Origin of the sequence: Gordonia jinghuaiqii (assembly GCF_014041935.1) — a bacterium.
Lineage (GTDB): Bacteria > Actinomycetota > Actinomycetes > Mycobacteriales > Mycobacteriaceae > Gordonia > Gordonia jinghuaiqii.
Window position 1 is genome coordinate 4,525,032 of sequence record NZ_CP059491.1, and the last position, 14,761, is coordinate 4,539,792.

Below are 14,761 nucleotides of genomic sequence, written 5' to 3' on the forward strand. Positions count from 1 at the left end.
TCGTCTCCACCATCGCGCGATCTGCTCGGGACGGCGGTGTCAGACCGGGCCGGTCGCCACGTGTTCATCGAGCAGGGGCGGTGCCGACCGGTAGGTCGGCGGGGTCGCGCTGAACAGGATCGGGTTGGCCACCTGCCTGACCGGCGCCTCGCGGTTCGGGTCGTCGATCGTGACGACCGGGTCGAGCCCCAGCCGCTCGGCGAGCGCGATGGCATCGGCGATGTCGTTGAGCGGACCGCACGGCACCCGTTTGGCGGTCAGTGCGTCGAACCAGTGGTCAGCGGTATCCGCGGCCAGGGCTTCGTTCAGAATGCGTACCAGCTCTTCACGATTGGCCACCCGAGCACTGTTGGTCGCGTACTTCGCGTCGGCGGCGAGTCCGGGCCGGCCGAGCACCTCGCACAGCGCGGTGAACTGCCGGTCGTTGCCCACCGCCAGCACGAACGGCCGGTCGGAGGTGCTGAACACCTCATAAGGTGCGATGCTCGGATGCCGATTGCCCATCGCCGTCGGCACGACTCCGGCGGCGACATATCCCGACGACTGGTTGGCGAGCGCGGAGATCAACGACGACAGCAGGTTGACCTCGACACGCTGCCCCTCGCCCGTCCGGTCGCGGTGCCGAAGCGCCGACAGAATGCCCACGGCCGCATGCAATCCGGTGATCACGTCGACCACCGCGACACCGACTTTCGTCGGGGTGTGCGGATCGGGCCCGGTGATGCTCATCAGTCCGCCGACCGCCTGGATCAGCAGGTCGTAGCCGGGTAGCTGATTGTTGCCGCCGAAGCCGGTCACCGAACAGTAGACGAGGCCGGGGTTGAGTGCGGCGACGTCGTCGTAGCCGAGTCCGAGACGGTCCATCGTGCCGGGCATGAAGTTCTCGACCACCACGTCGGCGCGGTCGACGAGCCGGCGGGCGGCCTCGAGACCGACCGGATCGGACAGGTCGATCGCCACCGACCGCTTGTTGCGGTTGACCGAGAGGAAGTACGACGACGCCTCGCCGACCCACGGCGGTCCCCACGACCGGGTGTCGTCACCGACACCCGGCCGCTCGATCTTGACCACCTCGGCGCCGAGATCGGCGAGCAGCATCGTCGCGTAGGGCCCGGCGAGCACCCGTCCGAAGTCCGCGATGACGAGTCCGTCGAGGGCACCGCTGCAGGGAGGAGTCACCGAAAGGCTGCCTGGCCGGTCAGCGCGCGACCGATCGTGAGCTGGTGAACCTCGGAGGTGCCCTCGTAGGTGAGGACCGACTCCAGGTTGTTGGCGTGCCGGATGACCGGGTACTCGAGGGTGATGCCTGCGGCGCCGAGGATGGTCCGGCATTCGCGGGCGATCTTGATGGCTTCGCGCGTGTTGTTGAGCTTGCCGGTGCTCACCTGTTCGGGGGTGATCTCCCCGCGATCCTTCAGACGGCCGAGGTGGTAGGCGAGCAGATGCCCCTTGCCGACCTCGAGCGCCATGTCGGCGATCTTGGTCTGGGTGATCTGGTAGCCGGCGAGCGGTTTGTCGAAGACCTCGCGGGTCCGGGCGTAGTCGATGGCGACCTCGAGGCAGTCGCGGGCCGCGCCGATGGCCCCGAAGATGATGCCGAAACGAGCCTCGCCGAGTGCGGTCAGCGGGCCGCGCAACCCCTGCGCCTTCGGCAGCATCGCCGACTCGGGCAGACGCACGTTGTCCAGGACCAGTTCGGAGGTGACCGAGGCGCGCAGCGACATCTTCTTGTGGATCTCCGGCGCGGAGAATCCCGGAGTGTCGGTGGGGACCACGAAGCCGCGGATGCCTGCGGGGCTGTCGGCGAGGTCGGTTTGAGCCCACACGACCGCGACGTCGGCGATCGATCCGTTGGTTATCCACATCTTGGTGCCGTTGAGCAGCCAGTCACCGCCGTCGCGCTTGGCGTTGGTGCGCATCCCCGACGGATTGGACCCGAAGTCGGGCTCGGTCAGGCCGAAGCATCCGATCGCCTCACCTGCGGCCATCCGCGGCAACCACTCGTTCTTCTGCTCCTCCGAGCCCCAGTGGTGGATGGAGAACATCGCCAGCGATCCCTGCACGGACACGAGACTGCGGATGCCGGAGTCCACCGCCTCGAGCTCGAGGCAGGCCAGGCCGTACGCGGTCGCGCTCATACCCGGGCAGCCGTAGCCCTCCAGATGCATACCCAGCGCGCCGAGGCTGCCGAGTTCCTTGGCGATCTCGCGGGCGGGCAGTTTCGCGTCCTCGAACCAGTCGGCGATGTGCGGCCGCAGTCGCGAGGTCGCGAAGTCCCGCACGGTGTCGCGGATGGCGATCTCGTCGGGATCGAGCAGCGAGTCGAGTGCGAAGAGCTGCGGCAGGGTACTGGGGCGAGACATCAAGACCTCCGGGGCGTCGGGCGCGTAACCAGGTCGAGCACGATCGAGAGCGCTTCCTCGAACGGGGCACGAACCGTTGTGAGAACGTTTGCGAGAACGTTTGCATGGACTAAGGTAGGTGCTCCGACGCCGGACGTCAATGCGCGGGGACAACCCGCGGCAGGGACAGCCGGGGCACCCATGACCACGGCACTGACAACCGGGGCGAGACAAGCGAGGGGAACAGCGTGGCCGATGGGCAGCGCACGCCGACGCTGAAGGAGATCGCGCAGCGCGCCGGTGTCCACGTGTCGACGGCATCACGGGTGCTCCGCCAGGCCGAGCCCGCCGACGGATGGTCGGAGTCGGCACTGCGCGTCCGCGAGGTCGCCGACGAGCTCGGCTACCAGCGCAACTTCTGGGCGGCCAGCCTGCGCACCCGCAAGACCACCACGCTCGGCGTCGTGATGACGCGTCTCACCGACGGGGTGGTCGCCACGACCTACCAGGGCATCGAACAGGAGGCCACCCGTGCCGGGTACTCCGTGCTGTTGTCGAGCCCGCCCGATGACCCAGAGGCACAACGCCGGGCCATCGAGCTGCTCGTCGGCCGTCAGGTCGACGGCCTGCTGCTGAGCGGGTTGCACCGGCCGGGACACGAGTTCATCTCCTCGCTGAGGATCGGCGCGATTCCCATGCTCGCCCTGACCCGTCACGGCGATGCCGGACTGCCGTTCGTCGGCGGCGACGATGTGCGCGGCGGACACCTCGCCGCCCGCCATCTCCTCGACCGCGGGTACACCGACCTCGCCGTCATCGCCGGACCGGGGCATGCCACGACAGCCACCGACCGCCTCGCCGGTTTCCGCGCGGAGGTCCGGCAGGCGGGGATCACGCTGCCCGACGACCGGATCGTCCCCTCGACCTTCGAGGTCGACGGGGGCATCGCGGCCGGCCACGCCCTGCTCGACGCGCCGGACCGCCCGCGGGCGATCTTCGCGGTGTCGGACACCATCGCCGTCGGAGTCCTCGGTGTCGCACGCGATCTCGGCCTGCGCATCCCCGAAGACCTGGCCCTCATCGGCTACAACGACATCCCGATCGCCGCACAGCTACCCGTCCCGCTGACGACGGTCCGCTCCCCCGCCCGCGAGATCGGCGAGACCGCGGTCCGCTGCCTGCTCGACCTGACGGCGGGACGCGACGTCGAATCCCGGCGTCTGCCCGTCGAACTCGTGGTCCGCGGGAGTACGTGAGTTCGGAGATCTCAGAAGTGCTGCGCACCACCGTCGATGGAGATCTCCTCGGCGGTGATGAACGCCGATTCGTCCGACGCGAGGAACGCGACGACATTCGCCACCTCCTCGGCCTCGGCGGCGAACTGGTTGAGGAAGGTCATGCCCATCCCGGCCAATCGCGGATTGGCCTGATTGGTCTGCTCGATGCGCGCGACCATCTGTCCCGAACCCATCGGGGTGATCGCCGCGCCCGGGTGGACGGTGTTGACGCGGATGTTGTGCCGGCCCAGTTCCGCTGCGAAAGCCCGCGACATCCCGACCAGTGCATGCTTGCTGGTCGTGTAGTGGACCATGAAGGGCTGCAGCTTCTTTCCTGCCAGCGAACTCGTCAGGATGACCGAGCCCCCGCCGCGGGCGATGAGGTGCTGCGCCGATGCGGTGACGGTGTTCCACACGCCGGTCACATTGATGTCGATGGTGTCGGCGAAACTCCGTGGGGTCACCTCATCCCACGTCTGGGGGATGCAGATTCCCGCGTTGGCCACCACCACGTCGAGACCGCCGAGTGCCGCGACCCCGTCGGCCACCGCAACGGTCAACCCGTCGAGATCACGGGTGTCACATCGGGTGAGAATCGCCCTCGCTCCCTGCTCCTCCACCAGCCGTCGCGTCTGAGCGAGATCCTCCTCGGTGGCCGAGTCGTACGGCACCCCGGGAAGCGGCCCCGCCAGGTCGACGCCGATGATCTGCGCACCCTCGCTCGCCAGTCGTACCGCATGCGCGCGTCCCTGTCCGCGCGCGACGCCGGTGATGAACGCGACCTTGCCTGCCAAACGCGCCACTGCCGAACTCCCCTTGCCGCCCAGGCGGCTGCCGTCGTCGATCTGTTCCGCCGGACACTACCGATGACGACGACAAGTCAGGGGATTTCGACGGGCCGGCCGGGGTCACGGCCCAGCGCCCACCCCCGGGCGATCGCGAACGTCGCGGCCAGGACCATCACGACGACGAGGATCGTGGCCACCCACGTGGACGTGGTGGTCGTGTAGCCGAGCCACCCCGCGACACCCGCTCCGGCGAACGTTGCCGCGCATCCGCCGACGGGCAGCACGATCGCGGTGGCGATCACCGTCGCCCGTATGAGCCCGTCGCCGGATGCGCGGAGGACACCGAAGACGGCGGCGACCCCGAGCCCGTAGCCGAGCACGGCGCTGATCGCATAGATGAGCAGGTACGGTACGTCACCGCCGGAATCACCGGCGAACGACGTGGCCAGCAGGATCAGCGTCGGCGTCAGTCCCAGTGCGACCCCGATCAGTCCGGCCGCGACGACCCGGCCGATGTAGGCGCCGGTCGGGGCGGTCACCCTCAGGCCCACCACCCACAGCAGGCACGCCCCGAGCAGTCCGACGACGGCACCGACGACGGCCGCGACAACCAGTGCGGATCCGCCACCGGAGACTCCGCCGAAGCTCGTGGAATACCCAGAACCCCAGACCATCCCGAAGTCGGCAACCCCGGACGGACTGCTCCCCCTGGCCATCGCCGCCCCGAAAGTCGCGACAATTCCACCGAACACGGCGAACCCGATCACCTGTCTCCACATCAGGCCACTATCGCTCAGTCCTGGTCCCGCTCGCGCCGACACGCCGCGCGAGCGGAACCCCGCGGGGTGCGGCCTGCCCCGTGGTTCGGCCCGCCCCGTGGTGCGGCCCGCCCCGTGGTGCGGCCGATCTCAGTGCGACGACGCGACTTCGGCGCCGATGCCGGTCTCGGCCCGCACGATCATCTCGGCGAACTTCTCGTCGTCGTAGCCGGGGTCGGCCTTCTTGTGGCCCGAGATCAACGATCCCGCCACGCACGCGATCAGACTCAGCGGCAACGTGATGATCACCGGCAGTTGGATGTTCAGGGGTGCGTCGCCGCTGCCCATCCAGAGCGCGTCGGTGAGCATCAGGGTGACGATCGTCGAGATGAGACCGGTGAGGATTCCCCACATCGCCCCGGCCGCGGTGAACCGTCGCCAGCTCAGGCTGAGCACCAGCGCCGGGAGGTGTGCACTGCCGGCCACCATGAACGCCATCCCCATGAAGTAGGTGATGTTGGTGTCGTCGCCGATCAGCAGGGTGAGACCGATGGCGAAGATGCTGAACACCACTGCGCCGTAACGGGCGATGCGCGCCTGCTGATCCTCGTCCACCGCCTCGGCGACGTCGACATGTGCCTCGTCGATCGCCGGGCCGCGGCGTGATCGGACCAGCGACGGCCAGACATCACGGGCAAAGGTGCCGGCCGCGCTGATCACCACGCCGGCGACCACGGCGACGATCGAGGCGAAGGCCACCGCCGAGACGAGTGCCAGTGCCAGCGAACCGCCGAGGGTTCCCGCACCACCACCGAGTTCGGTCACCAGCACTGGGGCCGCGAGATTGCCACCGGGACCGACCTTCTCGGCACCGTTCGCACCGAGCACAGCCGCCGCGCCGTATCCCATGAGGACGACGATCAGATAGAACATGCTGCAGAGCGCCACGGTCCAGCCCAGCGAGCGACGCGCAGTGCCTGCCTCCGGCACGGTGAAGAATCGGATCAGGATGTGCGCCATGCCCGCCGTGCCGAGCGCGAACGTGAGTGCGTAGGAGATCAGGTTGATCGTCCCGCCGTCGCCGAAGATCACGCCGGGCGTGAAGATCGCGTCACCCTCGACCGCGTGGTCGGTGGCCGAGGAGAACAGCAGCGGGAGGCTGAAGCCGAATTTCGCGAGCACACCCAGCGCGATCACCGCGGCGAGGACGGCCAGAATGGAGGATTTGATGATCTGCACCCACGTGGTGGCAACCATGCCGCCGACGAAAACATAGACGGCCATGAGTATTCCGGCGACGAGGACCGACAGCCAGAACGGGATCCCGGCGATCGCCTGGAGCAGTGTTCCCGCCGCGACCAGTTGGGCCAGCAACACGAACGTTCCGGTTGCCACCGTGCTGAAGGCGACTGCCACACGGACGCGCCGGGCCTCGGTGCGGAACACCAGCACGTCACCGATCGTGTACTTCCCGATGTTGCGCATCTTCTCCGCGAGGAGGAGCAGGACCGGGATGAACGAGATCACGGAGGTGAACAAGATGACCGTGCCGTCGACGCCCTTGTAGAAGATCAGGCCGGTGGTGCCCAGGAAACTGCCGGCCGAGATGAACTCGCCGGAGATCGCAAAGCCGTTCTGCCAGCTCGAGATGGAACGACCCGCGGCGAAGAAGCCGTCGGCGCTGCGCGAACGCCGGGCGACGGCGAAGGTGATCCACAGGGTCAGCGAGATGACCGCCACACAGATGGCGATGGCCAGGAAGTCGGTGTCACCGTTCATGCCGAATGCTCCTTCGAGAGAACCGCACGCTCGGAGGCGGCGATGGCGGAGGTGACCGCCGTGCTCGCCGCGTCGGCCGCGGGCTGCAGATAGCCGCGCGACAGGCGGAAGTAGATGAACACCAGCACCCAGGTGCCGACGAACTCGACCAGAACCACCCAGAGCGACAACGGGATCCCGCCGATCAGTGTGGCCCCCAGGGTCTCCGGGAAGTAGGCGAACCCGATGATGAAGGCGGCGAACAGGCCGACGGTGGCCAGGCCCAGTCCCAGCGTGACCGTGCGGCGTCGACGACGCAGTTCGGCGATCTCGGGAAGAGCCAGCATGTCGGTCCAGCGCACCGGTATCGATGGCTTCTGGGTCGATGGCGCCGGGGAAGCCTCCGGCACGTGCAGATCGGTCACGGGTTCACCGCCGCGGCGCGCGCCGAGTCCAGCGCGAACTGATTCTCGTCCCAACCGTCGGTGAGCGGTCCGAAGAAATGGAACCGAACCTTCTTCACTCGGTAGAGCCACTGCCCGTCGCGTTTGACGAGGGTGTCGGTGTAGCGCCCGGCGGCGATGGAGGCCTCACCGTCGAGGACGCACGGCTGCCAGAGGAACGAGCGCGCGACGGCCTTGTCGCCGTCGATGTCGATCTCGAGGTTGGTGATGAAATGCCAGAACGAGGTGAGCCCGCCTTCGGCGAGCCCGGCGAAGAACGCCCGCATCTCGACCTTCCCCCGCGGGTTCGACAGCCCGTCGAACTCCCCGTCCTCGGTGAACAGTGTCATCAGGTCATCCCAGTTCCCGTCGTCGAGGTGACGGCAGTACCGGGCGTCGAGCGCGCGGATCGTCTCCAGGTCTTCGAGGCGCGTCAACCGCGCCTCGAGGTCCGCATCCATGCCAGTCATGAACGTCCTTCCAAGATGTTCGGTGCCTCGCAGCCCGCCAGGCACACCGGTTATTAACGCTTGTTCATGTGACTCGCACCATAGAGGCCTCAGATCGCCGCCGTCAACAGCACCTCGGATCGGGTCGTTGCTGGTGACAGCTCCCCGCCCTACGCTGTAAACATGAACACCCGATCGCCTTCGGCGACCACCGCCTCACGGGATCGCATCCTCGACGCCGCGCTGGACGAGTTCTTCACTGCCGGATTCCACGGCTCGACGATGCGCACAATCGGCAATCGTGCTGGTTGCAGCGCCGCGAACGTGTACAACCATTTCGAGAACAAGTCGGATCTGCTCGTCGAGATCCTGCGTCAGGCCAGTGACGAGCAGTTCACGGCGACGCGCAACGCGATCCGCCGTGCCGGCAAGGATCCGGTGGCGCAGTGGCGGGCGGCGGTCGACGCCCACGCGCTGTACACCGCAGAACGTCCTCGCGAGTGCCTGGTCGCCAACACCGAGTTGCGCTACCTCGGCGAGATCGACCGCAAGCGCGTCGTCGGATCCCGCGATGCCCAGGAAGCCCAGTTCATCGAGATCGCCGAAAACGCAGTCGAACAGGGGTTATTTCACATCGATCGCGTACACCAGGCGGTCACCGCGGTGCTGCTGATGTGCGCGGGCATCCCGGTGTGGTTCCGCCCGGACGGCCCACGGTCGGCCGCGCAGGTCGCCGCCGACTACGCCGGGTACGCACTGAACCTGGTCGGATACCGCGAACCCGCGCCAACACATTGACCCGACGCAGGACCGATGCTCTAATGGTGAACGAGCGTTAATCCGAGCGGGACCCCACTCTCTGCCCTGGTCCCGACGCCACGTCCCAAGGAGCTGGCCATGACCCACCGGCCGTCACAACCGCGTACCGACAGTCCGCGCTACCTCACCGAGGACCGCCTCGCGATTCGCGACCTCGCCCGCGATTTCGCGATGAAGCAGGTCCTGCCTGTCGCCAACGAGCTCGACCCGGTCCAGGGCACCATTCCCGACACCCTCAAGAAGGCGATGGCCGAGGTCGGTTTCTTCGGCATCATGATCCCCGAGGAGTACGGCGGTCTCGGTCTTGGCGTCTTCGAGTACTGCCTGGTCGCCGAGGAGCTCTCGCGCGCCTGGATGAGCGTGTCCGGCCTGCTCGCACGCGGCAACGGCATGGGCGGCGGCTTCACCCCCGAACAGGAAGCCGCACTCCTGCCCCGCGTCGCCCGCGGTGACTATCTCGGTGCGTACGCACTGTCGGAGGCCGAAGCCGGCTCCGACGTCGCCAACATCTCCTGCCGCGCAACCCGTGTGGGCGACGACTGGGTCGTCAACGGCACCAAGATGTGGTGCACCTACGCCGACGAGGCCGACTACCTCGTGCTGTTCGCCCGCACCGACCCGGTCAAGGACCCTGCCAAACCGCACCGCGGGATCAGCGCGTTCCTCGTCGAGAAGGAACGCGGTGTCTTCCCCGAAGGCATCTCGGGTACCAAGGTCCGCAAGATCGGCTACTTCGGCTGGAGCACCTGGGAACTGTCCTTCGACAACTTCCGCATCCCGGCCGACCGCATGCTCGGCGAGGAGGGCAAGGGCTTCTACCTCGCGGTCAGCGGACTGGAGGTGGGCCGTGCGCACACCGCCGCCCGCGCCATCGGTCTGGCCCGGGCGGCGCTCGAGGACTCCCTCGCCTACATGCACACCCGCCGGCAGTTCGGTCATGAGCTCGCCGACTTCCAGCACCTGCGTTTCAAGATCGCCACGATGGCCGCCGACATCGAGGCCGCACGAGCGCTGATGTACTCCGTCGCCACCGACATCGACACCGGCCGGCGCTGCTCGCTCGAGGCGTCGATGTGCAAACTCGTCGCCACCGAGATGGCCGAACGCGTCACCAGCGAGGCCGTCCAGATCCACGGCGGAGCCGGTTACACCACGGACTTCCAGGTCGAACGGCATTGGCGCGACGCACGTCTCACGAAGATCTTCGAGGGCACCAGCGAGATCCAGATGCGGATCATCTCCGACGAGCTGCTCGGGCGGACCGGCTCATGAGCACCGCCACCGCAGCAGTCCGGGTCGGCGATCGCTCCGACACCTGCCCCCAGATCGCCGCCGACGTCCTGGAACGCGACGGCCTGACGGTTCCCCCCGGCTCCCAGTCATTCGGCATCGTGTTGGCCGGGTTGCTCACCGACCCGATCCCCGACGCGGAGCGAACAACTCTCAACTGGTCGGTGGACAACCGGATCACCACCGTCGATCGCGTCCAGGTCACCACCGTCGTGACCCGCGTCGCCGTCGACGGCATCGAGCGTCACATCCGACTCATCGACGACGCCGGTCAGGTGCGCGAGTCCGGGACCGAGACCTGGCGGAGCGCAACTCGCGTCGAACCCGTTCCCTCGCTGGACTTCTGCAGCGTCGAATGGGCGGCGGCCCTACGGGATCGGCTGCATGCCGATGACGCGTTCACCTCGTCGGTCTCCACCTGGGACGGCACCATCGGCCTGCGTTGCGGCGCCCGTGAAGTGCACCTGCGGGTCTACAAAGGACGGGTCATCGACGTCACCCGCCGCACGCTGCTGGGTGCCACCTTCACCTTCGAGGCACCCGCGGACACGTGGGTGGACCTGATGCTCAGTGTCGACGACGACTTCATGCGGCGAGCCCTGCGCGGCGAGTTCTCCTCGTCCGGAAACGGTTACGAGTATCTGCGACTCACCAAACCCCTCCACGCGATCATCCACCATGCACGCGCGATGGCCCAGGAGGCGCACTCATGATCGAGGCACGCTACCTCGACATCGAGGGCGCACTGGCATTCGTCGAGCTCGTCAGCGCCGACCGCGTCACCGGTGACGCCGACACCGACGCCGACGCACCCACAGTGCTCTGCATCCACACCGCCGGCCAGAGCGGCGTCCAATGGCGTCGCGCGGCACAACAACTCGCTGACCTCGGGTACCGCGTCGTCGTGCCGGACCTGCCCGGGCACGGCCGGTCCGAACCCTGCCCCACCGGACCGGTCACCAGCCTCGTCGACTACGCCGACTGGTTGACGATCCTGTTGCGGCGGCTGGACATCGAGCGTCCGTACGTCATCGGATGTTCGATCGGCGGCAAGCTCGCTCTCGAGTTGTCGATGCGTCCCGACTACCCGCTGGCCGGCGCGATCGCGATGGCCGCCGAGGCCGGGCCCGGTCGGGTCAAGATCGCCGGATTGCGCCGCGAACTCGAGGATGTCGCCGCCCCGGCACGTGCCGACCGCACCTATCTGGGAAGTCTTGCCTCGGTGGGTCGTTCGGTCCCGGCCGCACAGGCGCACCTCATCGGACTCATGCACAAGCGGGAGGACCCCGAGATCTCGTCGTCGGACCTCATCGGCTGGGGCAGCCACGATGTCCGCGACCGGATCGGCGACCTCACCTGCCCGCTGCACATGATCTGCGGCGCAGACGATCCGTGGATCAGCGTCGACGCCGCGCGCCGTGCGGCCGAGGAGATCGACCAACTCGACGGTCCACCGGCGCAATTCACCGAACTGGCGGGCTACGGGCACTACCCGATGGAGGAGCTGCCCGATTTCGGGGCCCGCGCCCACGACTGGCTGAGCACACTGCGGGCGGCGACAACGGAGGCAGTCCGATGACCACCACCACCCACCACTCACTGACCGGGATGCTGGCCCATCTGGTCGAGTCGTCGCCGGACGCTCCGGCTGTCTACGACGTCGTCGCCGGCCAGACCGTGCCGACCACCCGTGCCGACTTCGCCGCCCGCGCCGAGTCCCTACGAGACGAGTTGTCCGCCGTCGGACTCCGCCGTGGACAGTGCATCGCGGTGTACCTGCCCAACTGGTCCGACGCCCTGGTGTGGCAGTTCGCGGCGTCGGCGCTCGGTGCGCACATCATCGGCGTGAACACCCGTTACAACGTCGGCGAGGTCGCCCACATCCTCACCGCCGCCCGGCCCGCGGTGGTCGCGGTCCCGGCGAGCTTCCACGGTCTCGACATCTTCGGCACATTGCGCGAGGCGAGTGCGGCTGCCGACCCGATGCCCGTCGTCGCGGTTGTGCCGGGTCCCGCCGGTACACACGAAGCAGCAACTGCTGCCGAGCCGAGCAATTCGGACCCCAGCGCCTTCGACCTCGGGGCGGGCGCCTGGGTGGCCGGAAGCGGCGACACCGCAGGCAGTCTTGTGCCCGCGACGCCGGTCACGGCAATGCCCACCCCTGCCGGTCAGATCACCGCCGATGTGAGCGAGCTCGCGGTCGCCTTCACCACCTCCGGCTCCACCGGTACGCCCAAACTCGCCGCGCACCGGGACAGTGCCGTGGCCCGTCACGCATACGCCGACGCCACCATCATGGGTGTCCGCGGGGGCGACGTGATCCTCGGCGTACTGCCGGTGTCGGGTGTGTTCGGATTCAGCACGGCGTTGGCCGGACTCGCCGGCGGCGCCGCGATACTCATGGAACCCGTCTTCGACGCTGCGGCCACACTCGAGCGCGTCGAGGCGCTCGGCGTCACCCACATCGTCGGCGGCGACGACCTCTTCGGCCGCCTGTATGACACGTGGCATTCCGGCCCGCGTACAGACCTGACGTCGCTGCGCTGGTTGGGAATCGCCGACTTCCTCGGCCGCTCGCATGACATCGCGCGATGGGCATTGGCGGAGGGCGGCGCACAGACGACCGGGGTCTTCGGTTCCTCGGAGGTCTTCGCGCTCGCCCTGCTGTGGTCGTCCGACGACCCGGAGTCGGTGCGCTGGAACGGGGGTGGCCGGCCGGTTGAACAGGCCATCGAGGTGCGCGTGGCCGACCCGATCGACGACCGCGTCCTCGGCGTCGGCGAGGAGGGCGAGCTGCAGTTCCGCGGCCCCAACGTCGTCGACGCGTATCTGGGCAATCCGGATGCGGCCGCACGGGCCTTCACCGCCGATGGCTGGTTCCGCAGCGGCGACCTGGCACGCGCACTCGACAACGGCGGGTTCAGGTATGTGTGCCGTATGGGTGATGTGTTGCGGCTGAGAGGTTTCCTCGTAGATCCGGCGGAGATCGAACACCGGCTCGCCGAACATCCCGAGGTCCAGACCGCCAAGGTGGTCGGAATCAACGGCCCCGGTGGTTACACCGAGGCCATCGCGTTCGTCGTACCGGTCGATCCGACCGCTGATCTGGACGCCACCGCGCTGAAGGCCTGGTGTCGAGACAATCTCGCCGCCTTCAAGGTGCCGGCCGCGGTGCATGTGATCGAGAGGATGCCGACCACGGTCGGCGGGAACGGCACCAAGATCCGGGCCGTCGAACTGCGCGACTGGGCGCAGCAGTGGGCCGGACAGGAAGTGGACTATCGCAAAGGATTACCGCAATGACCTCCAGCATCGCATCCCCCGGCGCCCACGACGTGGTGGTGTGCGAACCCCTGCGGACGCCGGTCGGCCGTTACGGCGGTTCGTTCGTCGACGTCCCGGCCACCGACCTGGCCGCACACGTGATCACCGAATTGTTGTCGCGCACCAAGGTCGACCCGGAACGGATCGACGACGTCATCTTCGGCCAGTGCTACCCCAACGGTGAGGCGCCCGCCATCGGACGTGTCGCCGCGCTCGATGCCGGACTGCCGGTCACCGTGCCAGGCTCGCAGCTCGACCGCAGGTGCGGGTCGGGTCTGCAGGCCGTGCTCGACGCCGCCATGCGAATCCAGACCGGCGTCGCCGACGTGGTGATCGCCGGCGGTGTCGAATCGATGAGTCGCGCAGAGTATTACACCGAGTCGATGCGCTGGGGGGCCAAGGGCGCACCCGCCGCGCTGCACGACCGGCTTGCCCGCGGCCGTGTCACCGCGGGCGGCAAGAATCACCCGGTCCCCGGCGGCATGCTCGAGACCGCGGAGAACCTGCGGCGCCAGTACTCGATCTCGCGGCAGGAGCAGGACGAGCTCGCCGTGGAGTCACATCGTCGTGCCGTGGCAGCCATCGAGAGCGGCAGGTTCGCCGAGGAGATCGTTCCGGTGCCGGTCCCCCAACGCAAGGGTGACGACAAGATCATCGACCGCGACGAACACCCCCGTGCCGACACCACATTCGAGTCCCTGGCCCGCCTCCGCCCGATCATGGGCAGGAGCGACCCGGATGCAACCGTCACCGCGGGCAACGCCAGCGGTCAGAATGACGGCGCGGCAGCGTGTCTCGTCACCACGCGCGCCGTTGCCGAACAGCTGGGACTCCAGCCGCTGGCACGGCTGGTCACCTGGGCCGTCGCCGGTGTCGGACCCGAGGTCATGGGCATCGGCCCGGTCCCGTCGACGGCCAAGGCGCTGACGCGGGCCGGGCTGGAACTCTCCGACATCGATCTCATCGAGCTGAACGAGGCGTTCGCCGCCCAGGCACTCGCAGTCACCAGGGAATGGGAGTTCACCGACGCCGACTTCGACCGCACCAACGTGAACGGTTCCGGTATCTCGCTGGGCCATCCCGTCGGCGCGACCGGTGTCCGCATCCTGACCACGCTGCTCCGCGAGCTCGACCGCCGCGAAGCACGATTCGGACTCGAGACGATGTGCATCGGTGGCGGACAAGGACTCACAGCGATCTTCGAACGGACGACCGCCTGACTCGTTGCACACCGATCTGCCGGTGCCTGCACCATGCCGGGGAGAAGTGCGCCACGAACGCCGCGAGCAACAAGCGCCCCAGACGGTGGAGCCGGTCAGGTGGCCTCGGTTCGGCGGGCGGTAGTGGTCGCGCCCGGGCCGGTTGAGCCGTGTCGAATCCACCTGGTGACCCGGGCTCCATACCCGGGGCACTCTTTCACGCTGTGGAGTTGTCAATGGTCGTGCGCGGTCCCGGTTTTCGAGAACGCTTGTTGCGGCAGTATGGTCCGGTATGCGGCTCATACTGCCGCAAG

At 68.0% G+C, this 14,761-nt stretch carries 14 protein-coding genes; 7 read left to right on the forward strand and 7 right to left on the reverse strand.

The annotated features are described in order from the left end of the window. Nucleotides 1–39 precede the first annotated feature (39 nt). Together H1R19_RS20165 and H1R19_RS20170 are read right to left on the reverse strand one after the other, a co-directional pair. The gene (locus H1R19_RS20165) at nucleotides 40–1,179 is read right to left on the reverse strand and encodes a CaiB/BaiF CoA transferase family protein (RefSeq protein WP_219849949.1); all 1,140 of its coding nucleotides are present in this window, start codon (nucleotides 1,177–1,179) and stop codon (nucleotides 40–42) included. Further along, nucleotides 1,176–2,363 carry an acyl-CoA dehydrogenase family protein gene (locus tag H1R19_RS20170; RefSeq protein ID WP_219849951.1) on the reverse strand — a complete coding sequence of 396 codons (1,188 nt, stop codon included), beginning with the start codon at nucleotides 2,361–2,363 and terminating at the stop codon, nucleotides 1,176–1,178. Before H1R19_RS20170 ends, H1R19_RS20165 begins: the two co-directional genes overlap by 4 nt. Before the next feature lie 227 nt (nucleotides 2,364–2,590). Between H1R19_RS20170 and H1R19_RS20175 the strand changes: the two genes are divergently transcribed. Next, on the forward strand, nucleotides 2,591–3,598 hold the full coding sequence (locus H1R19_RS20175; protein ID WP_219849953.1) for a LacI family DNA-binding transcriptional regulator: 1,008 nt from the start codon (nucleotides 2,591–2,593) through the stop codon (nucleotides 3,596–3,598). Between the two features lie 11 nt (nucleotides 3,599–3,609). On the opposite strand, the gene H1R19_RS20180 is transcribed toward H1R19_RS20175, so the two are convergent. The 5 genes from H1R19_RS20180 to H1R19_RS20200 form a co-directional block, all read right to left on the reverse strand. After that, nucleotides 3,610–4,422, reverse strand: coding sequence for a mycofactocin-coupled SDR family oxidoreductase (locus H1R19_RS20180; RefSeq protein WP_219849954.1), 813 nt, complete (start codon nucleotides 4,420–4,422; stop codon nucleotides 3,610–3,612). A gap of 77 nt (nucleotides 4,423–4,499) precedes the next feature. Next, nucleotides 4,500–5,186 carry a hypothetical protein gene (locus tag H1R19_RS20185; RefSeq protein WP_219849956.1) on the reverse strand — a complete coding sequence of 229 codons (687 nt, stop codon included), beginning with the start codon at nucleotides 5,184–5,186 and terminating at the stop codon, nucleotides 4,500–4,502. A 129-nt stretch (nucleotides 5,187–5,315) separates the two neighbouring features. Beyond that, nucleotides 5,316–6,944, reverse strand: coding sequence for a solute symporter family protein (locus tag H1R19_RS20190; RefSeq protein WP_219849957.1), 1,629 nt, complete (start codon nucleotides 6,942–6,944; stop codon nucleotides 5,316–5,318). Further along, a complete protein-coding gene (locus tag H1R19_RS20195; RefSeq protein ID WP_219851802.1) occupies nucleotides 6,941–7,270 on the reverse strand; it encodes a DUF485 domain-containing protein in 330 nt (109 codons plus the stop codon). Before H1R19_RS20195 ends, H1R19_RS20190 begins: the two co-directional genes overlap by 4 nt. A gap of 74 nt (nucleotides 7,271–7,344) precedes the next feature. Beyond that, nucleotides 7,345–7,836: a nuclear transport factor 2 family protein gene (locus tag H1R19_RS20200; protein WP_219849959.1), complete on the reverse strand. Its 492-nt coding sequence runs from the start codon at nucleotides 7,834–7,836 to the stop codon at nucleotides 7,345–7,347. Nucleotides 7,837–7,998: 162 nt separating this feature from the next. Here H1R19_RS20200 and H1R19_RS20205 point away from each other — a divergent pair, with 162 nt between their 5' ends. The 6 genes from H1R19_RS20205 to H1R19_RS20230 all read left to right on the forward strand — a co-directional run bounded on the left by H1R19_RS20205 (nucleotide 7,999) and on the right by H1R19_RS20230 (nucleotide 14,468). Then, the gene (locus H1R19_RS20205; protein WP_219849960.1) at nucleotides 7,999–8,613 is read left to right on the forward strand and encodes a TetR/AcrR family transcriptional regulator; all 615 of its coding nucleotides are present in this window, start codon (nucleotides 7,999–8,001) and stop codon (nucleotides 8,611–8,613) included. Between the two features lie 99 nt (nucleotides 8,614–8,712). Further along, nucleotides 8,713–9,906 (forward strand): acyl-CoA dehydrogenase family protein, encoded by a 1,194-nt coding sequence (locus tag H1R19_RS20210; RefSeq protein ID WP_219849962.1) that lies wholly within the window; start codon nucleotides 8,713–8,715, stop codon nucleotides 9,904–9,906. Further along, nucleotides 9,903–10,637 carry a hypothetical protein gene (locus H1R19_RS20215; protein ID WP_219849964.1) on the forward strand — a complete coding sequence of 245 codons (735 nt, stop codon included), beginning with the start codon at nucleotides 9,903–9,905 and terminating at the stop codon, nucleotides 10,635–10,637. Before H1R19_RS20210 ends, H1R19_RS20215 begins: the two co-directional genes overlap by 4 nt. Next, entirely contained in the window at nucleotides 10,634–11,503 is an 870-nt protein-coding gene (locus H1R19_RS20220; protein ID WP_219849966.1) for an alpha/beta fold hydrolase, read from the forward strand. Before H1R19_RS20215 ends, H1R19_RS20220 begins: the two co-directional genes overlap by 4 nt. Continuing rightward, nucleotides 11,500–13,227 carry an AMP-binding protein gene (locus H1R19_RS20225; protein WP_219849968.1) on the forward strand — a complete coding sequence of 576 codons (1,728 nt, stop codon included), beginning with the start codon at nucleotides 11,500–11,502 and terminating at the stop codon, nucleotides 13,225–13,227. The genes H1R19_RS20220 and H1R19_RS20225 overlap by 4 nt, the downstream gene beginning before the upstream one ends. Further along, nucleotides 13,224–14,468, forward strand: coding sequence for an acetyl-CoA C-acetyltransferase (locus H1R19_RS20230; protein ID WP_219849969.1), 1,245 nt, complete (start codon nucleotides 13,224–13,226; stop codon nucleotides 14,466–14,468). Before H1R19_RS20225 ends, H1R19_RS20230 begins: the two co-directional genes overlap by 4 nt. The last annotated feature ends 293 nt before the right edge of the window (nucleotides 14,469–14,761 follow it).